This is a genomic window from Streptomyces sp. NPDC001568 (genome assembly GCF_042893755.1).
Taxonomy (GTDB): Bacteria; Actinomycetota; Actinomycetes; order Streptomycetales; family Streptomycetaceae; genus Streptomyces.
Window position 1 is genome coordinate 135,326 of the sequence record NZ_JBIAVF010000004.1, and the last position, 18,748, is coordinate 154,073.

Sequence of the window (18,748 nt, forward strand, 5' to 3'; positions counted from 1 at the left end):
GGTCCGGCTCCCCCCGTTTCCGCCAGCTTCCGACTGCCTGCGCGTCCCAGCCTGGCGCATGTCCCGCGGACGCGCATTCCGGGACGCGCGGGACCCGTGCCGCCCGATCCGGTGGTCGATGCCGGAGGGTCGTCACACGTCCCGAACTCACCAACGGCGCCGCGTGGCCCGTTGGTTCCGAAGAAGGGGTCGAGCCCCTCGAAGGTGTCATTCCGTCGCCTGGTCAAGGCGGTCGCGGTGGCCGACACCCCCGGCCCGACCCCTCGGCGCCCCGCCCCGACCCCCGCCTGAGGCCCCGTCCGAGGCCCCGTCCGAGCGTCGGGAGCTCGCGGCCCCGGCTCACTCCAGGATCCGCACCTCGTCGCCCACGCGCACCGTGCCGAGGACGACCGGCACCATGTGTCGGCCGAAGGCGAGGGACTTCCCGATCCGCCGGTGCCTGGCCAGGGTCTTCAGCGGCTCCCGGCCGCGCTCCGCCGTCCGCTGGTCGGTCGTCGTCACGACGCAGCGCCCGCACTCGCGCACCCCGCGGAAGACCGCCCCGCCCACCGCGACGCGCCGCCACTCGTCCTCGGCCCAGGCGTCGGCGCCCGCGACCACCAGGTTCGGACGGAACCGGTTCATCGGCAGCGGCCCCTCCTGCGGGTGGTCGCCCCGGGAGATCAGCTCGTTGAGGGCGTCGAGGGAAGCCGTGGTGACGGCCAGCAGCGGGTAGGCGTCGGCGAGGCTCACCGTCTCGCCGGGCAGCGCGTAGTGCGGGTCCACGGGCCGCCGGACCTCCGGATCGTCCATGTACACGAGCCGGGCGTCACGACCGAGGAAGGTGGTGAACCAGTCGGCCGCGGACCGGGCCGCGACCAGGGTGTCGATCTTGTTGCCGAAGTGCACGGCAGGCTCCCGCGGGCCCGGTTCCGGGACCTCCACGACCAGCTCCGGCATGCCCGGCGCGGACAGCGCCACCCGCCCTCCCGCCAGCGGACGCGAGGAGGCCAGCGCCATGAGGGCCTCCTGGCGCTGGCTGATGACCGTGCCCTCGGTGTCGACCACGGCCCAGCGCCGGTCCCCGGTCAGACCCCAGGGCTCCACGACCACCTCGTCGGGAGAGGTCCCCGCCACGGATTTGACGGGGTGGACGTGGAGCGACTGCACGTACATGTTCGGCATGGGGGCATTTTGCCGGCCTCCCCCCACCCGGGCACCGCGATTACCGCGCGGGCGCGGAACCCGCGCCGGGGCAGGACGGGCGTGACCCGGCCGGCGACCCGTGCGGGCGGTGCTTCACGGGCGGTGCTTCACGGACCCCCGCCCGTCAGTAGCCGCGCCCCTGGTACGGGCGGCCGTACGGGTCCTCGTACGAGGGGACCTGCGCGGGGCCCTGCACCGGGCGGGGTGCGGCCGGGCGCATGGCCTCGTACCCGGTGGCCGCGGCCATCGGGCGGGGCTGCTGCGGCTGGGGCTGCGGTACGTAGCCGGCGAACGCCGCGACCGGCTGCTGCTGCGGGATGTACGGCGCGGGCGCGTGCTGGAGCGGCACGGGCATCTGCTGTACGGGCGCCGCCTGCTGCTGGTACGGGTACCCGTAGCCCGGGGCGTGCTGCTGCTGGGGCATGGCCGGCGGCAGCGCGGGCATGGAGGAGGCGAGGGCCGGCAGGTAACCACCGCTCGAGTAACCGGCACTGGGCGACTCGTAGGCGGCCGGAACGCGGATCGGGGCGATCTGCGGAGTGCCGCGTTCGGCGACGAGGGAGTCGTAGATGGGGGTGTCCGTGAAGGAGGGCGCGGAGTAGTAACCGCCGCCATAAGTGGAGCGGGGGGAGGTCATGGGACCCAAGTTAAGCCCACGACTTCACGGGGTCCATAGCGAGGTGCCGTCAACCCCGCCCTGACCTGCATATTCGCAGGTCAGGGCCACAGCTTTCACTTGACGTTCACGTGCACCGTTTCGCCACTTCCGCCCCGCCTTGTTCGCACTCGTACTCACTGGTTGACCCTTGCACCTATGTGGTGCTGACGCAGCGTCACAACGCGATGACCTCGGATGACGCACCTTCAGGGGGTGCCGGGCGGTTTCAGGCGTCGCTGGGTCGGGCATAGGTTCGGCCCTTCCAGGCGGCGCCGCGACCCCGGTAGTGCTGGACGGCCGAGTCGACGGTCATCAGCAGGTACAGCAGCGCGGTGAACGGCAGCAGCGGCGCGAGGACGGCCGGCTGCCGGTAGTGGCGCAACATCGGCAGGTACGTCCCGGCCATCAGCAACCAGGCGAGCCCGCCCGCCAGGGCCACGGCCGGCCGGCCGCCCGCGAGCCCGGCGACGAGCGCGACCGGCGGGACCAGGTAGACGAGTGCCAGCCCGGCCACCGTGCCGACCAGCAGCAGGGGCCGGTGGCGCAGTTGGGCGTACGCGCTGCGCGAGACCATCCGCCAGAGGTCCCCGAGCGCCGGGTAGGGGCGCACGCTCTCCACCCGATCCGCCAGCCCGAGCCAGATCCGGCCGCCCGCCGCGCGGACCGCGCGGGCCAGCGAGACGTCGTCGATCACCGCCTGCCGGATGGAGTCCGGCACCCCGGCGCGCACCGCCACCTCGGTGCGCAGCAGTACGCAGCCCCCGGCCGCGGCGGCGGTCCGGCCGCCGGGACGGTTGATCCGGCGGAAGGGGTAAAGCTGCGCGAAGAAGTAGACGAAGGCCGGCACGACGAGCCGCTCCCACCCGCTCGCCACGCGCAACCGGGCCATCTGGGACACCAGGTCGAGCCGGGCGCTGGTCGCGGCGCAGACCAGCTCGCGCAGGCTGTCGGGCGCGTGGGCGATGTCGGCGTCGGTCAGCAGGAGGTACTCGGGCTCGGCGGCGCGGCGGGTACGGGCGTGGTCGATGCCGCGCCGCAGCGCCCACAGCTTGCCGGTCCACCCCGGTGCGGGCTCGCCGGGCGACACCACCGTCAGCGGGAGCCCCGGGTGCTCGGCCGCCAACCGCAGGGCCAGGGCGGCGGTGCCGTCCGTGCTGCCGTCGTCGACCAGCACCACCTCGGCGGCGCCGGGGTACTCCTGGGCGAGCAGCGAGGGCAGGCTCCGGGGGAGGACCTCGGCCTCGTCCCGGGCGGGAACGACGATCGCCACGGACGGCCAGCGGGCGGGGGCGGAGCGCGGCGGCAGCCGGACGTCGGTGCGCCAGAACATGCCCTGGGCGAGGGTGAGCCAGAGCCAGGCGGCGAGTGAGGCGCAGGCGGCGATCAGGAGGAGGCCCATGCCCCGCAGTCTGCCGAAGCCCGATCCCGATGTCCCGCGTCCGGGCCGCACGACGCGGGGGACGGGGGGCGACCGGACGGGTCCCGGCGGGGGCGGTCGGGAGGGGTCCGGAGCGGGGGGTCGACTAAGGTGGCCAGGTGAAGATCGCTCTCATGGACTCGGGAATCGGCCTCCTGGCGGCGGCCGCGGCGACGCGTCGGCTGCGGCCGGACGCCGATCTGGTGCTGTCCTGCGACCCCGACGGGATGCCCTGGGGACCGCGCACCCCCGCCGACCTCACCGAGCGGGCCCGCGCCGTCGCCCGGGCCGCCGCGGCGCACCGTCCGGACGCGCTCATCGTGGCCTGCAACACCGCTTCCGTGCACAGCCTGGACACCCTGCGGGGCGAGCTGGAGCCCGCCATCCCCGTCATCGGCACCGTCCCGGCGATCAAGCCCGCCGCGGCGGCCGGGGGGCGCGTCGCGATCTGGGCGACCCCCGCGACCACCGGCAGCCCCTACCAGCGCGGCCTGATCCGTGACTTCGCCGCCGGCGCGGCGGTGACCGAGGTGCCCTGCCCGGGTCTCGCCGACGCCGTCGAGGCGGCCGACGAGGCCGCCGTCGTACGGGCCGTCACCGCGGCCGCCGCGCTGACCCCGCCCGACGTCACGGACGTCGTCCTCGGCTGCACCCACTACGAGCTCGTCGAGGAGCTGATCCGGGCCGCCGTCGACGCGCGCACCGGCGGTACCCCGTTCGCCTTCCACGGGTCCGCCGAGGCCGTCGCCCTCCAGGCCCTGCGCCGCGTCGGTGTCGAACCCCGACCCGGGCTGCCGCGTACCGGTGGGCTGACCGTCATGCTCAGCGGCCGTCCCGGCGACCTTCCGCGCGCCGCGTACGGCTACGCCGAGGGCCGACTGCTCGCCGAGCCGGCCCGGAACGCGTCCGTCTGAGCCCCGCGGCCGGCTCCCACGAGGCCCGGCGCGCGCGACGCGACGCGGCGCGGTGGGACCGGGGGCCCCAACCCGTCCCGCCGGGCCCCGTTCTCGTCACCGATCGTTGCCCCACCGCCCGTTCCGTGGCGCCGGGGGCGCTCGCATACTGAAGTCGTGACTGCCTACGCCAAGCACGTGCCGAGCGGGGTGATACCCGCAACCGGCGTACGTACGTGGGGTGTTCCGGATGCCGACGGCTGGCTCAAGGAGCGTGTGCCGCTCTTCTTCACGCCGGCCGCCGGGAGTTGGGCGCTCGTCGCCCTCGTCGCCGTTTCCTTCCTGCCGAGTCTCTGGACCGGGGCGCCGGACGGTGCGGTGGGGACGGCCTGGCGGGCCTACCCGTCGACCCTCCTCCTGGCGGCCCTGCCCCTCTGGTTCCGGTACCTGCCGGGCGCGGCCGCGGTCTCGGCCACGTTGATCGCCCTGGAGTCGGCCACCGCCCTCGCCGGGCGGGGGAGCGGCGCCGTGCGGACCCGGGTCGGCCTCGGCCTCGTCTGCCTCGCCGCGCTGTGGACGCTGGTCGGGGCGCTGTTGCGGCTGCGGGCCCGCCGTCGGCAGGGGGAACGGGCCCTCGCGGCGGCCGGGACGGCCCGGTTCCCCGTACCGGGCCCGCTGCCCGACGGGCACGGGCGGCGCGGCCTTCCGGCAATCCTGTTCGGCGTGTTCCTCTGCTTCGTGGGCGGGGCGGTCCTCCTCGACGGCCTCGTACGGGACTTCGGCGCGCACGGTGCGGCGCTCGCGTACGACGCCGTGGGCCAGCAGTGGTTCGCCGCGCCGTTCCTGGTGCTCGGCGGCACCCTCCTCGGTCGCGGCGTGAGCGCCGACCGGGCCGCGCGGCGGTTGCGCGACGCCTTCCTGCCGGCCATGGTCGTCGGCGTCCGGACCTCCCGGTCCGGGCACCAGTGGCTGTACCCGGACGCCGACGAGACCGCCGGCGCGCCCCTGATCGCCTTCTGGGCACGCGGCGTCGACACCCGGCCCGAGGTGCGGGTGTTGGTCGGCGGGCCGTCGACGGGGGCCCGGCGTGCGCTGCACGACGTCGACGCTCGCAGCGAGCCCTTCGAGGCGGTGCTGTACGGGGTGCCCCGCGAGGGCGCCGAGGTCGTCCTGGAGTACGCGGTCCACGGCCCCGGCGGTTCTTCGATCAGCTCCTACCTCACCGCGGCCGTGTTGCTGCCGCGCCGCCGGCACGGGCTCGACCGGTGGATCCCTGCGGGCGTGTCGCACCGGGAGAGCGCCGCGCGGATCCGGGCCCGTGCGGAGGAACGCGGCCGGGAGCAGGCCCGGTTGCGCGCGGAGAAGGACAGGGAGCGCCGCGCCGGGCGCACCAACGAGACCGCGGGCGGCTGCGGCGGGTCGGGCTGCGGGGGTGACGGAGGCTGCGGCGGGTGCGGCTGCGGCTGACCGGGAGCGTCCCCGCGGGCCTCTTGACCGACCTCCTCGGTCGACCCCTCTCAGCCGGTCGCCGCCAGGCGTTCGGCCAGGGTGCACAGGGCCTGCGCGTCCAGGACCCGGTCGCCGAAGCCGGGCAGCGGCACGTGCAGTGGCGCCGTCCACTCGGTCGGGACGGCGTCCCGGCCGTGGACCGCTCCGGCCAGCATCCCGGTGACGGCCGCGACGGTGTCGGTGTCCCCGCCCAGGTCCACCGCGGCCCGTACGGCCGACGCGAAGTCCGTGGTGGTCCGCAGGGCCCACACCGCCGAGCCGAGGCAGGGCCACACCGCTCCGTTGAACTCGGTGGCCAGGTCCGGGTGCCAGCCGGGGTCGAGCACGCGGGCGTACCGCTCGCGGTGGTCGGCGTGCACCGCGTCGAGGATGCCCGGCAGGGCGGCCGGCGGATCGCCCCCGTCCAGAGCCACGCGGACGAGTTCGTGCAGTACGGCCGTGCCCTCCCAGGCGGCCCGGTCGCCGTGGGTGAGGGCCGCGATCCGCCGGGCGGCGTCCATGGTGGCCCCGCGTCCGGCGGCGGCGAAGTACACCGCCGAGGTGGAGGCCCGCATCAGGGAACCGTTTCCGGCGGCCCGCGCGTTGAGCTGGAAGTGCAGGGCGGCGGCCAGGTCCCAGGCTTCGCCGTTGGTCAGCACGTCCTCGGTCTGGAGGCCGATGTCCTTGGGATGGCCGGCGGCCCACTGCCGGAAGCGGGCGAAGACATCGGGCAGGTCGAGGCCGCCGTGCTCCAGCAGGGACTCGCCCACGAGCACCGCCATCTGCGTGTCGTCGGTCGCCTCGCCGGGATCCCAGCCGCCACCGCCGCGCATCTCCGCTCCCCGCGCGGACAGTTGCCCCGCCGGGCCGAACTCGTAGGGAGCGCCGAGCGCGTCGCCCGCGGCCGAGCCGAGTACGGCGCCCACGGCGCGGTCGAGTCGGGTGGTCACGGGGTCTCCTCGGGGCACACGGTGTTCAGCAGGCGGAGCGTGAAGGCGTCCAGGTCGTCGAGGCCGCCCGCCGCCGGGGCGGCGGGGGCTCCGGCCGGCAGGTGCGCGATCGCGCCGTGCGGGGCGAGGGCCGGGGCGCGCGCCCCGTCGGACCAGGCGCCGGTGCGCGGCGGTCCCTCCGGTCCTGGTTCACGTGCCCAGCGTAGCCACGCGCGTAGTGCCACGGATGGGGTATCACCTGTGGGGCACCCCGAGGTGGTACGTCGGCCGGATGCGTGGGACGTGGTCATCGGTCGCGCGCCCCCTCCGGCTGCTCCCAGGCCGAGGGGCGGGGGCGGGTCGGGACGGGTTTCCCGGACGGGCGCGCGGGCAGACGCCCCACGCGCCGGGCGGGCGCGAGCGGGCCACCGGCCCCGTCGGCCGACCGGGCGAGAGGCGGTGGCGTACATGCGGAACGTGAGTACGCTGCTACACATGACGGGTCATCCACCGGGGCCGCTCTGGACGGGCCGAGCCTCGAACCGCGTGCAGTGGGTCCTCGCCGCCGCCGGAGCCGCGTGCGTGGCGCTCGGCATCGAGCTCGCCGTCGACGGCTCCTGGAGCTCCGGAATCGCCCCGCTGCTGATGTCCGTGGTCGGCTGCCTCGCCGCCGGACTGCTGATCCTCTACGGCACCCTGGCCTTCGTGCACGTCGCCGTCACCGTCGACTCCCAGGTCCTGGAGGTCCGCTGCGGCCACATGGGCCTGCCGCGCCGGAAGATCCCGCTCTCCGAGGTGACCTCCGCCGAATTCGTGCCCCGCATCACCCCGCAGCAGTGGGGCGGCTGGGGATACCGCTGGCGTCCGGAGCAGGGCACCGGCGTCATCGTCCGCCGCGGCGAGGGCGTGGAACTGAGACTCGGGGACGGCAAGCTGTTCACGGTCACCGTCGACGACGCCGAGAACGCCGTCCGCGTCATCCGCGCCCACCTGCGCGCCCTGGCCCGCTGAACCCTTCTCCGGGCCGACCGCATCGCCCGTCAGGGCCCCCCGGCCCCGGGCCTTACCCGCCTTTGGCGTGCGGGGACGTACACTCCGCCAGATGAGCAGCAGTGTCACCCGCGACGCCGGGAACGACCCCTCCCCGTCGCCCCTCGCATCACCCGGAGCAGCAGCCGAAGCGAAGACCGCCGGCGCCGGCGCGCCCGGAGCCGGCGCACTGTCGAGGAGGGCCGCACGGCTGGTGCGGCCCGTCCTCGCCGTCCTCGCCGGGGTGCTGCTCTACCTGAGCTTCCCGCCCCGCCCGCTGTGGTGGCTGGCGCCCCTGGCGCTCGCCCTGCTGGCCGGGTGCCTGCGCGGTCGCCGCGCCCGGGCCGGGTTCGGACTCGGGTTCCTCTTCGGACTGGGCTACCTGCTGCCGCTCCTCGTCTGGACCAGCGAGGGCGTCGGCCCGGTTCCGTGGATCGCCCTGGTCACCCTCGAAGCCCTCTTCATCGGGCTCGCCGGCCTCGGCATCGCCCTGGTGAGCAAGCTCCCCGGGTGGCCGCTGTGGGCCGCCGCCGTCTGGGTCGCGGACGAGGCCCTGCGCGCCCGGGCCCCCTTCGGCGGTTTCCCGTGGGGCAAGCTCGCCTTCGGGCAGGCCGACGGGATCTTCGTCCCGCTCGCGGCCCTCGGCGGCACCCCGCTCCTCTCCTTCGGCGTCGCGCTGTGCGGCTTCGGCCTCTACGAGGTCCTGCGCACCACCCGCGAGCACCCCCGGCAGGCCACCGCCGCGCTCGCCGCGCTGGCCGTCGCCGCGCCCATCGGCGCGGCCCTCGCCGCCCGACCCCTGGTCTCGGACGCGGCCGAGGACGGGACGGCCGTGGCCGCCGTCATCCAGGGCAACGTCCCGCGCCTCGGGTTCGACTTCAACGCCCAGCGCCGCCAGGTCCTGGACAACCACGCGAACCGTACGATCCAGCTCGCCGAGGACGTCAAGGCCGGCCGGGCCCCCAAGCCCGACTTCGTCCTGTGGCCGGAGAACTCCTCCGACATCGACCCCTTCACCCAGCCCGACGCCCACGCGGTCATCGACCAGGCGGTGAAGGCCATCGGCGTGCCCGTCGCGATCGGCTCCGTACTGGCCCCCGACACGGGCCCGCTGCGCAACACGATGATCCTGTGGGACCCGGTCAAGGGCCCCGTGGACACCTACGACAAGCGCAAGATCCAGCCGTTCGGCGAGCGCATCCCCATGCGGTCCTTCGTCCGGCTCTTCAGCGCCGACGTGGACCGCGTCCGCCGCGACTTCGGACCCGGCAAGGAGCCCGGGGTGTTCGACATGAACGGCAGCGGCGTCGGCATGGTCACCTGCTACGAGGCCGCCTTCGACGACGCCGTGCGCTCCACCGTCCGGGCCGGCGCCCAGGTCATCGCCGTGCCCAGCAACAACGCCACGTTCGGCCGGAGCCAGATGACCTACCAGCAGCTCGCCATGGACCAGATCCGCGCGGTCGAACACAGCCGGACGGTGCTCGTCCCCGTCACCAGCGGCGTCAGCGCCGTCATCCGACCCGACGGATCGATCAGCGAGCGGACGAAGCTGTTCACCGCGGACGCGCTGGTCGCCGAGATCCCGCTGCGCTCCACCGAGACCCCCGCCACCCGGTTCGGCCCGCTTCCCGAGTACGCGCTGCTGCTCATCGCCGCCGGCGGGCTCGCCACGGTCCTGGCCCGTCGGATCCGCGCCGGACGGGCCGCATGACGACGCCGCCCGGCGCGCCCCGTAGGGTCGCCGCATGACCACACCCGAATTCATCCGGGCGATCCGGGCCGGTGCCGGACAGCAACTCCTCCTGCTGCCCGGAGTCACGGCCGTGGTCGTCGACGAAGCGGACCGGGTCCTGCTCGGCCGCCGCGCCGACACCGGACGGTGGTCGGTCATCGGCGGGATCGCCGAACCGGGCGAGCAGCCCGCGACGACGGCCGTCCGCGAGGTGTACGAGGAGACGGCCGTGCGGTGCGTCCCCGAGCGGGTCGTCCTCGTCGAGATGCTGTCGCCGGTCGTGTATCCCAACGGGGACGTCTGTCAGTTCCAGGACATCACCTTCCGCTGCCGCCCCACCGGGGGCGAGGCCCGCGCCCACGACGGGGAACTGCTGGAGGTCGCCTGGTTCGAGGCGGCGCGGCTGCCGCCGCTGGAGCCGTTCGCCCTGGAACGCGTCCGACGCGCCTTCCTCGACGAACCGACCTGGTTCGCGCCGGCCGCGACCGACGGCGGCTGACGCCCACATCGACCGGTGACGCCCGCACCGACCGCCGACCGATGCCCCCCGCACCGACCGCCGACCCCCGCACCGGCTCCCGGCCGGTGACGCTCATCCGGTGGACCGCGGGACCAGCGCGAAGGCGCCCGGCGCGGACGCCTCCCGGTACAGCGCCAGCGCACGCTCGCCCATCACCGCGCTGTACGAGACCTCCGGGACCGTACCGCCGCCCTCGTACCCGCCGAGCACCCCGGCCAGCTTCCCGTCCGCGAGCCAGGGACTGCCGCTGGTGCCCCCGCTGAGGTCGGGGCAGTCGATGCGGCGCTGCGTCCCGGAGAACAGCTCGGTGGTGTTGGTGCAGCTCAGCGGGGTTTCGCGGGTGCTGGGGTAGCCGAGGATCGTGACGGGGACGTCGTCCGGCTGCCGCCCGGCCACGGGGAACCCGCCGAGGACGTCCTCGATCCGGGCGCCGTCCAGCGGGGCGAGCGTCGCGAAGGCGATGTCGGCGTCCGGGTCCTGTTCGTCCCGCCAGCCCGGGGCGACGTACACGCCGGTCAGCCGCCACACCCCGTACGGGGCCTCGCCGTCCCGGTAGCCCGGGGCGAACACCGCGGTGTCCGGGTCGTCCAGGCAGTGCGCGGCCGTCGCGATCAGGTCGTGACCCTCGCTGCGCACCACGGCGGCGGTGCAGAAGTGGCCGCCGTCCAGCCCGCCCGCGAACAGCGCGCCCACCCGGTCCGCCGTCGCCCCGGGGCGGGCTCCGACGGTGAAGCCCAGGGGCGGCGCGGCCGGCGGGTCGGGGACGTCCACGCCCAGCAGGGCTGCCGTCGCGCTCAGGGCGAGCAGGATCCGGGAGGCGCGCCGGGCGCGGGGGCGGCCGGCCTGTCGGGGGAACATGCCATGGATCATGTTCCGAGCCTCCCCGTCGAAACCGTGTGCGGAGCCAGAAATTCCATATGAATCAGCTGTGAATCCGGGAGGGGCGCCCCGGGCGGGAGGTGGGACGGCCGACGGCCGGCCCGAGAGGCCGCCGCACAGGCGGGACCCGTCCTGCGGGGCGAGACTGGCAGAGGTGCTGTCCAGGGGGGCCCAGGCCTTCAGGAGGTCCCGTCATGACCGCACGGCGCACACCCGTGATCTTCATCCACGGCCTGTGGCTGCACTCGACGAGCTGGCAGGGCTGGGCCGACCGCTTCCACGAAGCCGGGTACGAGCCCATGATGCCGGAGTGGCCGGGGGTGCCCGATACCGTCACCGGGGCCCGCCGGCTGCCCGAGCCGCAGGGCGGCGTGGGTCTGGCCGACATAGCCGAGGCGTACACGCGGGTGATCCGTACGCTCTCCGCCCCGCCGGTGCTGGTCGGGCATTCCGTCGGCGGATTCGTCGCGCAGCACCTGCTCGGCGAGGGCCTCGCGTCGGCGGCCGTGGCGATCTCACCGGGCCAGATCAAGGGGGTCAAAGCGCTGGCCCCGGCCCAGGCGAAGTCGGCGTTCGCCTTCCTGCGGGACCCCGGCAACATTCACCGCGCGGTCTCGCTCAGCCGGGAGCAGTTCCGTCACGCCTTCGCCAACGCCGTCTCCGAGGCGGACGCGGAGGCGCTCTTCGACGCCTGGACCATTCCGAGCCCCGCCCGGCCGCTGTTCCAGCTCGCCCTCGGCAACTTCACCCCGCACTCGGCGGCCCGGGTGAACACCGACAACGCGTCGCGCGGCCCGCTGCTCCTGATGTCCGGCAGGTTCGACCACACCGTGCCCGACGTGCTGACGCGGTCCACGTACAAGCAGTACCGGCACTCGCCGGCCGTCACCGAGTACCAGTGCTTCGAGGACCGCGGCCACTCCCTGGTCGTGGACCGCGGCTGGCCCGAGCTCGCCACCGCCTCCCTCACCTGGCTCGCCACCCACGCCCGCCCCATGGCGGGCGCCCGCTGACCCCTCTCGGGACGAGCCGACGCGTCAGCCGCGGCGTTCCCAGACGGTGACGCGGCGGCCGCGCAGTTGGTGGTCCTCGACCACCGTGAAGTGCGCGCGCAGGACCGCCGCCTTCGCCCTGTCACGCTCGGAGCTCGGCGGGCGGGCGACGGCGTCCGAGTCCGTGACCAGCAGGACCCGCCGCCGCTCCAGCAGGGCCGCACGGATCCGGGACGGGTCGGCCTCCTCGCCCTTCAGGGTCGCGGAGGCCGTGGGGCTCTCGGCCAGGGCCACGTCCGCCAGGTCCCGGAACGGGCCGGGGGAGACGAGGGCGGTGTCGCGTCGGGCGGCCGGTACGAAGAGCACCGCGTCCCCGGCGCGTCCCAGCCGGGCCACCTCACCGGCCACGGCCAGCACGTCGTCGACCCGGCTGGCCGGGGCCCGCTTGCCGAGTTCCACGGGCAGCAGGGCCAGCACCGCCACCCCCGCCACGGCCGGGACGAACAGTGCTGAGGCCCTCGGGCGGCGGGGCGCCAGGGCCCGGGCGCCCGCGCCCAGTGCGGCGCCGATCAACAGGGCCAGGCCCAGCATGCTGAACAGTACGTAGCGGTCCAGGAACAGGGGCTGCGCCAGCGACAGCCCGATCAGTCCGAGCTGCGGCACCGCCAGCAGGGGAAGCCCCACGGCGGCCACCGAGAGCCGGCCCCGGGCCGGTCGGTCCGCCCACGCCCCCAGGGCCCCGACGGCCAGCAGGATGCCCGGCCCGATCAACATGTGCCAGGTCAGCGGCGGTATCCAGGACACCTGGTCGGACTGACCCCGGCTGAACAGGATCAGCGGCAGGACCCCCGTCACCGCGCCCGCGGCGGCTCCCGCCCAGCGCAGCCACACGCCGCGTCCGGCCCGCACCCACCACAGGGTCACCGCGTGCGCGGGCAGCGCCAGGAGCGACAGCCAGTTCAGCAGGGCGCAGGCCAGCACGAGGAGCCCGTACGCCGTCCAGCGCGGCCACGTCCGTCGTCCGGGCCGCCCGGGTCCGTCCCGGACGAGGGACACCAGGAGCAGCGCCGACAGCGCGGCCCCGGCGGCGACCAGCGCGTAGGGCCGGCCCTCCTGGAGGTGGAACTGCACGGCGGGCAGCAGCCCGAGGGCCAAGCCGGCGCCCAGCCCGGTCGCGGGCCCGGACAGCCGGTCCCCGATCACGGCCACGCAGGCGGCGCCCGCCGCGACCGCGAGCACGGACGGCAGCCGCAACGTCGTCGTTCCGGCGCCGAACACCTCGAAGAGGCCGTGCATGAACAGGTAGTACAGGCCGTGCACCGCGTCCACGTTGCCGAGCATCGCCCATATCTCGCCCGTCGACCGGCGGGCGACCTGCCAGGTCGCCGCCTCGTCCCGCCACACGCTGTCCTGCCGGGAGAGCCCCCACGAACCGAGGGCCAGGGTCCACAGGACCGGCACCCACCGGACGAGGAGCGAAGGACGGCGGGCCGGCGCGACGTCGGGTATGTGGGATGTCATGAAGGCGCGCGGATCCTCGGTGGGGGTCGTCGGTGGAAGACACCAGTCTATGGACGACACGGACGGTTTCCGGACGCGGTGTTGTGCATGACGGAGCGTGAGTACCGGCCCACCCGCCCCTAGCCTCACCGCAGGAGCACGAACGAGGGGCGGTACCCGGTGAACTGGCTCATCCACGACTACCGCGAGAGCGATCTCGCAGCGGTGGTCCACCTGATCGACACCACGGCCGAGCTCGGCCAGGAGTCCGTCTTCTCCCTGGCCGAGTGCATCAGCGCCCTCACCGACCGGCAGCCCTGCGTGGTCGCCGTCCACCAGGGCGTCCCGATCGGGGCCGCGCTCGCCTGCGTCACGGGGGAGCGGGCCTGGGTGATGCGCATCGCGATCGCCTCCGGCTGGCGCGGCCGGGGACTGGCCAGCGCCCTGCTCGTCGAACTCGAGCGCCGGCTCATCGCCGCCCGCGTCGGCCGCATCGCGTACGTCCTGCCCGAGGAGGACATGCTCGGCGAGGGCCTCCTCAACGCCGGCTACACCCGGCAGCCCGCCGTCGCCTACTTCGAGAAGACGGAGCCGCTGCACGGGCCGGCCGCCGGCCTCCTCGACGACCTCGGCGGCCGGTTCCTGCCGAGCGACCTGTGGGACAAGGTCGCCGGGATGGAGAAGGAGAAGGACCTCATCGAGCGGCGCGTGGTGCTGCCGCTCGCCGAACCCGAACGGGCCGCGTCCCACGGGGTTCGCCCGCCGCGCGCCATCACCCTCTTCGGCCCGCCCGGAACCGGCAAGACCACCTTCGCGCGGGCCATCGCCTCCCGGCTCGGCTGGCCGTTCGTGGAACTGCTGCCGTCCCGTCTCGCGGACGAGGGCAACCTGGCCGCCGCGCTGCGCGACGCCTTCGCCCGGATCGCCGAACTGGAACGGGTGCTCGTCTTCATCGACGAGGTCGAGGAGATCGCGCCGGTGCGCACCGAGCCCGCGCAGCCGGGCGGGATCCACGGCGTCACGAACGAACTCCTCAAGCTGATACCCGGCTTCCGGGAGGGCGACGAACGGCTGCTGGTCTGCGCGACCAACTCGGTCCGCTCGCTCGACCCGGCGTTCCTGCGGCCCGGCCGCTTCGACTACCTGATCCCGATCGGCACCCCCGACGCCGGGGCGCGCGCCGCGATCTGGTCCCGGTACACGGCCGGACGCGCGGACGTGGACGTGGCGGCGCTGGTGGCGGCGACCGAACTGTTCACCCCCGCCGACATCGAGCACGCGGCGCGGATCGCGGCGCAGGTGTCCTTCGAGCGGGACCTCGAGGCCGTGGGCGCGAGGGGCGCCGCCGCCGCGCAGCTCGGCGCGGCCACGGGGGACTACCTGGCGGCGGTCGCCCAGTGCCGGCCCACGGTGACGCCGGCGATGACGGGCGAGTTCGAGGCGGACATCACCGCCCACGCCCGGTTCTGAACTCCGTCCCCCCGGTTGCGGCGGGGGGACGGAAACGAAGCGGCCCGCAGCCACTCCCCAAAGCGGCTGCGGGCCTCCCCGCGCGGACTTGGCATCCGCGCGGGACGGCCACGTTCCGGTTGGGGTGTGTCGCCGGCTGGAACGTGGCCCGCAGGGGTGCCGGAGGGCGTCCTGCACGCCCTCGTCAACACCTCCGAGTCAACCAGCGCAACGGTGGGCGGCGCTTCGGCCGGACGGCCTCGTCCGGCCGGCCGGAAGGACGGCCCCGGGCCACGGACCCGGGGCCGTCCCTTCCGGTCGGCCGGACGAGGGGGTTGCGGTCGAGCCACCCGCCGCACTCCCGCGTGGACCTCGACGGCGGCCTCGCCGTGATCAGGATGTCCGGACGGTCGGCCGCCGGACCCGCCGTCACGGCCGGCAGCGGTACGTGAACTCCACCGACGCGGTGCGCCGTACGGGCTCGATCAGCTGGAACTCGGCCTTCGCCGGATGGCTCCCCGTGCCCTGGAACGTCCACAGCAGGTGCAGCGCGGCTTGATCCCGGCCGCTGGGCACCCGTTCCGTGAGCTCCTGGGAGCGGGTCCCGTCACTGCGGACCCAGCGGTAGACGAGGGTGCCGGGGCGGCCGTTCGTCGAGACGAAGGCCACCACGTCGGCGGCGGCGTCGCAGTCGGGCCCCTGCGGGTCGGTGCTCACCTTGACGTCCCGTACTTCGACGGAGGGCCCGAACCGCTGCTGGCCCAGGTAGCCGAGGACGAGCGCCAGGACCACGACGGCGAGGGTGTACCGGCGCCAGCCGCCCCTGCGCGCGGGCGGCGCGAGCGGCGCCGCGACCAGCGGGAACGGGGCCGGCACGGCCGCCGTCACCCCGGGCCCGAACCGCAGCACGGACCCCTCGACCCGGTCGGGGGCCGCGTCGGCGGGCGGCGGGGGACCGGTGAACCAGTGACTGCCGAGGACCGTGGCGCTGTACTCCTCGTCATCGGCGTGCGATGCGCGGGACTCGTTCATCGCGGCGGCTCCGGCTGCTGGCAGCGGCGCAGCAACTGCGAGTCGGACGCCGAGGAGTTCCCGGCGGCGGGCTTGGTGGTGACCCGCACCCCGCCGTAGCAGCCGTTGCCCCGGCTGAAGGCGTGGGAGCGGACCACCGGGGCGAGGGAACCGGCCTGCACGACGAACGTCTCGCTGCCGTCGGCCGTGCTCAGGGCGCCGGGAGCGGTGCCGAGGAACCACTCCACCACCACGGTGACCGTGCCGGTGCCCTGAGCGGCGACCGACACCGTGGCGTCACCGCGGTAGATGCCCGGTGCCAGCGACACGTCGACCTTGGTCACCCGCAGTGTCGGGGTGGGGCTCGGCGTCGGCGTCGGCGTCGGCGACCAGGTCACCGTCGGCTTCGGGCTCACCGAATGGCTCGGACTCGGCGGGTGCGGGGCCGCGTACGAGGGCGACGGCGTCGCGGACGCGGAGGGCGACGGCGACGGCGAGGCCGACGGGGACGTGCTCGGGGACGTGGAAGGGCTCGGGCCGGCGGACACCGTCGCCGACGGGGCCGGGTGCGGGGAGGCGCCGCCCGGCGGGGACGGGCGCGTCGTGGCGAAGTCGCTGAGCGCGGACGCACCCGGCGGGGTGCCGCCGATGGCGTCGGTCGTGAGCACCAGGAGCGCGCCCAGCACCAGCGCCAGACCGGTCGCCAGCCAGCCGCCGCGCCCCGGAGCCCAGACCGACGGGCCGCCGACCGAGGTGGTGGCCACCGCGGTGGTGCCCGCCGCCGCGGCTCCCGCCGACGGGAACAGCAGCGGCAACAGGGCGGCCAGCGCCGCCAGCTTGCGCTGCCCGCGCTCCTCCCACTGCGGCCCGTAGGCGGCCAGCGCGACGTCCTCCAGCTCGGCGACGAAGGCCTCGGCGTTCTCCGGACGCTGCTCGGGCAGCTTGGCCAGACCCCGTCGGATCAGCGGGCGCACCGGCTCCGGGGCCTCGGTCTCCGGTACCGGTGCCTCGATGTGCTGGACGGCGAGCTCCGCGAAGTTCTCCCCGTCGTACGGCTTGCGGCCCGTCAGGCATTCGAAGAAGGTCGCCGTCGCCGCGTACACGTCCGCCGTCGGCGAGGCCGGCCGGCCCTGCCACTGCTCGGGGGCCATGTACGCGGGCGTGCCCGCGACACCGGGCGTCGTGCCGCGCCCCGCCGCGATCCCGAAGTCCACGAGCTTGGAGGAGCCGTCCGCGGCGACCAGCACGTTCTCCGGCTTGTAGTCGCGGTGGACGACACCGGCCCGGTGCGCGGCCGCCAGCCCCAGCAAGGAGCCCTTCAGCACCACCAGCGCGGCCTCCGGCTCGGAACGGCCGGACTGCTTGAGCAGCGCGCGCAGGGAGATACCGTCGACCAGTTCCATCACGATCGCGGCGCCGCCCGGCGCCTCGACGTATTCGTACAGGCCCACCACGTACGGGGAGCCGAGGCCGCCGAGGAGCCGCGCCTCCGCCCGGAACTCCCGGACGAAGGCGGGGTCCTCGCGCAGCCTGTCGCTCAGGTACTTCACGGCGACCGCGGTGCCCGTCCCGTCGTGGACGGCCAGCACCACCCGCCCGCTGCCGCCCGCCCCGAGCTCCCGTACCTCGCTGTATCCCGGTACCGTCCACTCACCGCTCATCGTTCGCCCCCCACCCGTGGCATCGCCGCATCCCGCACCCGTCGTACCCGACCGGCCACCACCAGGGACACGTTTCCGCCACGGCTGGTTCCCAACCGGGAGGGGCGTCTCGCAGCGGTGTGCGGTCAGGCCGCGGCCGCGAGCGCGCCGATCATGGCGTGCAACCGGTCGGCCGCGGCCCGGCCGAAGGACGGGTCGTTGATGTGGGTGTCGTAATCGTGGATCCGGGCCGCGCTGCCCCGCAATCCTTCGCGCAGCGCCGAGAACAGGGCCCGGTCCGCGCCGGGGTCATGGTAAGGCCCGCCCGGGGCGCCGAGCGTCGACAGTCCGCGCAGTGGGACGCAGACCTCCGTCGGCCCCGTCGAGCCCCGCAGTTTGGCCGCGACCCGACGGCCGAGCTCCGCGCACTCGGACTCGGTGGTTCGGATCACCGTGATCGACGGGTTGTGGACGCGCACCCGGCGGTAGCGGGCCCGTTCCGGCAGGCTCTCCAGCGGCCCGAACTTCACCATGTCCAACGCCCCCAGGCTCACCACCTGCGGGACCCCCGCCCGCCCGGCCGCGGTGAGCCGGTCGGGTCCGGCGGTCAGGATGCCGCCGCACAGGTCGTCGGCGAGCTCGCTGAGGGTGAGGTCCAGCACGCCCGCGAACACGCCCTGGCCGGCCAGGGTCTCCAGGGTGCGGCCGCCGGAGCCGCTGACGTGGAAGACGAGCACCTCGTAGCCCAGCTCCGTCAGCCGCTCCCGGGCCGCGTCCACCCCGATGGTGGTCACGCCCGCCATGCTGGCCGCGACGAGCGGACGGGGACCCGACCCGAGCCGGGCCGGTCGGCCGGGGTCCCCGGCGGTGCGGGCCCAGCCCTTCGCCATCCCGGCCACGGCCTCCACCGCGTTGGCCAGTACCGGGGCGGAGACGCTGTTGATCCCCGCGATGTCCACGACGCTGTACATCATCGTGAGGTCCGAGGAGCCGACGTACGGGGCCACGTCCCCGGACGCCATCGACGAGACCATCACCTTCGGCACGCCCAACGGCAGGGCCCGCATCGCGCGGCTCGCGATGGAGGTGCCGCCGCTGCCCCCGATCGCGAGGACCCCGTGCAGCCGACCCTCGGCGTGCAGCCGTAACAAGGTCGCCTCGGCCCCCTTGGCCATCGTGGTCACGGCCGCGCCCCGGTCGGCGGCCGCGCGCAGGTGCGCCAGTTCCGTTCCCGCTGCCCGGGCGACCGCTTCACGCGGCACGTCCGCGGGCACCTTCGGTTCTCCCATGATCCCGGTATCGACCAGGATCACCTCGACGCCGGCGCGCGACAGCCTCTCGCGCAGCCAGCCGTACTCGACACCCTTGGTGTCCAGGGTTCCCACCAGCACGACGTTCGTCATATGTGCAATGTCCATGCAGG

At 74.9% G+C, this 18,748-nt stretch carries 17 protein-coding genes; 7 read left to right on the plus strand and 10 right to left on the minus strand.

From position 1 onward, the window contains the following. Positions 1-339: 339 nt before the first annotated feature. The 3 genes from ACFY0I_RS08795 to ACFY0I_RS08805 all read right to left on the minus strand — a co-directional run bounded on the left by ACFY0I_RS08795 (position 340) and on the right by ACFY0I_RS08805 (position 3,242). On the minus strand, positions 340-1,164 hold the full coding sequence (locus ACFY0I_RS08795; protein WP_388892161.1) for an MOSC domain-containing protein: 825 nt from the start codon (positions 1,162-1,164) through the stop codon (positions 340-342). Positions 1,165-1,309: 145 nt separating this feature from the next. Beyond that, on the minus strand, positions 1,310-1,822 hold the full coding sequence (locus tag ACFY0I_RS08800; RefSeq protein WP_388892164.1) for a DUF6643 family protein: 513 nt from the start codon (positions 1,820-1,822) through the stop codon (positions 1,310-1,312). Between the two features lie 247 nt (positions 1,823-2,069). Next, positions 2,070-3,242 (minus strand): glycosyltransferase, encoded by a 1,173-nt coding sequence (locus ACFY0I_RS08805; protein ID WP_388892167.1) that lies wholly within the window; start codon positions 3,240-3,242, stop codon positions 2,070-2,072. Positions 3,243-3,379: 137 nt separating this feature from the next. Here ACFY0I_RS08805 and ACFY0I_RS08810 point away from each other — a divergent pair, with 137 nt between their 5' ends. Beyond that, positions 3,380-4,174 carry a glutamate racemase gene (locus ACFY0I_RS08810; protein ID WP_388892170.1) on the plus strand — a complete coding sequence of 265 codons (795 nt, stop codon included), beginning with the start codon at positions 3,380-3,382 and terminating at the stop codon, positions 4,172-4,174. Between the two features lie 156 nt (positions 4,175-4,330). Continuing rightward, positions 4,331-5,620, plus strand: a complete 1,290-nt coding sequence (locus tag ACFY0I_RS08815) for a hypothetical protein (RefSeq protein ID WP_388892172.1) — start codon at positions 4,331-4,333, stop codon at positions 5,618-5,620. A gap of 50 nt (positions 5,621-5,670) precedes the next feature. On the opposite strand, the gene ACFY0I_RS08820 is transcribed toward ACFY0I_RS08815, so the two are convergent. Beyond that, a complete protein-coding gene (locus ACFY0I_RS08820) occupies positions 5,671-6,591 on the minus strand; it encodes an ADP-ribosylglycohydrolase family protein (RefSeq protein WP_388892175.1) in 921 nt (306 codons plus the stop codon). Then, a complete protein-coding gene (locus ACFY0I_RS08825; RefSeq protein ID WP_388892178.1) occupies positions 6,588-6,815 on the minus strand; it encodes a hypothetical protein in 228 nt (75 codons plus the stop codon). The genes ACFY0I_RS08820 and ACFY0I_RS08825 overlap by 4 nt, the downstream gene beginning before the upstream one ends. Positions 6,816-7,065: 250 nt before the next feature. On the opposite strand from ACFY0I_RS08825, the gene ACFY0I_RS08830 reads away from it, so the two are divergent. The 3 genes from ACFY0I_RS08830 (at position 7,066) to ACFY0I_RS08840 (ending at position 9,833) form a co-directional block, all read left to right on the plus strand. Further along, positions 7,066-7,581 carry a hypothetical protein gene (locus tag ACFY0I_RS08830; RefSeq protein WP_388892181.1) on the plus strand — a complete coding sequence of 172 codons (516 nt, stop codon included), beginning with the start codon at positions 7,066-7,068 and terminating at the stop codon, positions 7,579-7,581. 91 nt (positions 7,582-7,672) lie between these two features. Continuing rightward, positions 7,673-9,313 carry an apolipoprotein N-acyltransferase gene (gene lnt / locus ACFY0I_RS08835; RefSeq protein WP_388892184.1) on the plus strand — a complete coding sequence of 547 codons (1,641 nt, stop codon included), beginning with the start codon at positions 7,673-7,675 and terminating at the stop codon, positions 9,311-9,313. A 34-nt stretch (positions 9,314-9,347) separates the two neighbouring features. Then, positions 9,348-9,833 carry an NUDIX domain-containing protein gene (locus ACFY0I_RS08840; RefSeq protein WP_388892187.1) on the plus strand — a complete coding sequence of 162 codons (486 nt, stop codon included), beginning with the start codon at positions 9,348-9,350 and terminating at the stop codon, positions 9,831-9,833. 93 nt (positions 9,834-9,926) lie between these two features. Here the strand turns inward: ACFY0I_RS08840 and ACFY0I_RS08845 are convergent, their stop codons facing one another. Then, positions 9,927-10,712 (minus strand): trypsin-like serine peptidase, encoded by a 786-nt coding sequence (locus tag ACFY0I_RS08845; protein WP_388892190.1) that lies wholly within the window; start codon positions 10,710-10,712, stop codon positions 9,927-9,929. Between the two features lie 215 nt (positions 10,713-10,927). Between ACFY0I_RS08845 and ACFY0I_RS08850 the strand changes: the two genes are divergently transcribed. Continuing rightward, positions 10,928-11,746, plus strand: coding sequence for an alpha/beta hydrolase (locus ACFY0I_RS08850; RefSeq protein WP_388892193.1), 819 nt, complete (start codon positions 10,928-10,930; stop codon positions 11,744-11,746). 24 nt (positions 11,747-11,770) lie between these two features. Here ACFY0I_RS08850 and ACFY0I_RS08855 read toward each other — a convergent pair whose 3' ends face one another. Then, the gene (locus ACFY0I_RS08855; protein WP_388892196.1) at positions 11,771-13,246 is read right to left on the minus strand and encodes a hypothetical protein; all 1,476 of its coding nucleotides are present in this window, start codon (positions 13,244-13,246) and stop codon (positions 11,771-11,773) included. 159 nt (positions 13,247-13,405) lie between these two features. Here ACFY0I_RS08855 and ACFY0I_RS08860 point away from each other — a divergent pair, with 159 nt between their 5' ends. Then, complete coding sequence (locus tag ACFY0I_RS08860; RefSeq protein WP_388892199.1) at positions 13,406-14,695, plus strand: ATP-binding protein; 1,290 nt, start codon at positions 13,406-13,408, stop codon at positions 14,693-14,695. 408 nt (positions 14,696-15,103) lie between these two features. On the opposite strand, the gene ACFY0I_RS08865 is transcribed toward ACFY0I_RS08860, so the two are convergent. The 3 genes from ACFY0I_RS08865 to ACFY0I_RS08875 all read right to left on the minus strand — a co-directional run bounded on the left by ACFY0I_RS08865 (position 15,104) and on the right by ACFY0I_RS08875 (position 18,728). Continuing rightward, positions 15,104-15,706: a hypothetical protein gene (locus ACFY0I_RS08865; RefSeq protein ID WP_388892202.1), complete on the minus strand. Its 603-nt coding sequence runs from the start codon at positions 15,704-15,706 to the stop codon at positions 15,104-15,106. Next, entirely contained in the window at positions 15,703-17,346 is a 1,644-nt protein-coding gene (locus ACFY0I_RS08870; protein WP_388892205.1) for a serine/threonine-protein kinase, read from the minus strand. The genes ACFY0I_RS08865 and ACFY0I_RS08870 overlap by 4 nt, the downstream gene beginning before the upstream one ends. A 125-nt stretch (positions 17,347-17,471) precedes the next feature. Further along, on the minus strand, positions 17,472-18,728 hold the full coding sequence (locus ACFY0I_RS08875) for a Tm-1-like ATP-binding domain-containing protein (protein ID WP_388892208.1): 1,257 nt from the start codon (positions 18,726-18,728) through the stop codon (positions 17,472-17,474). Positions 18,729-18,748: the final 20 nt, after the last annotated feature.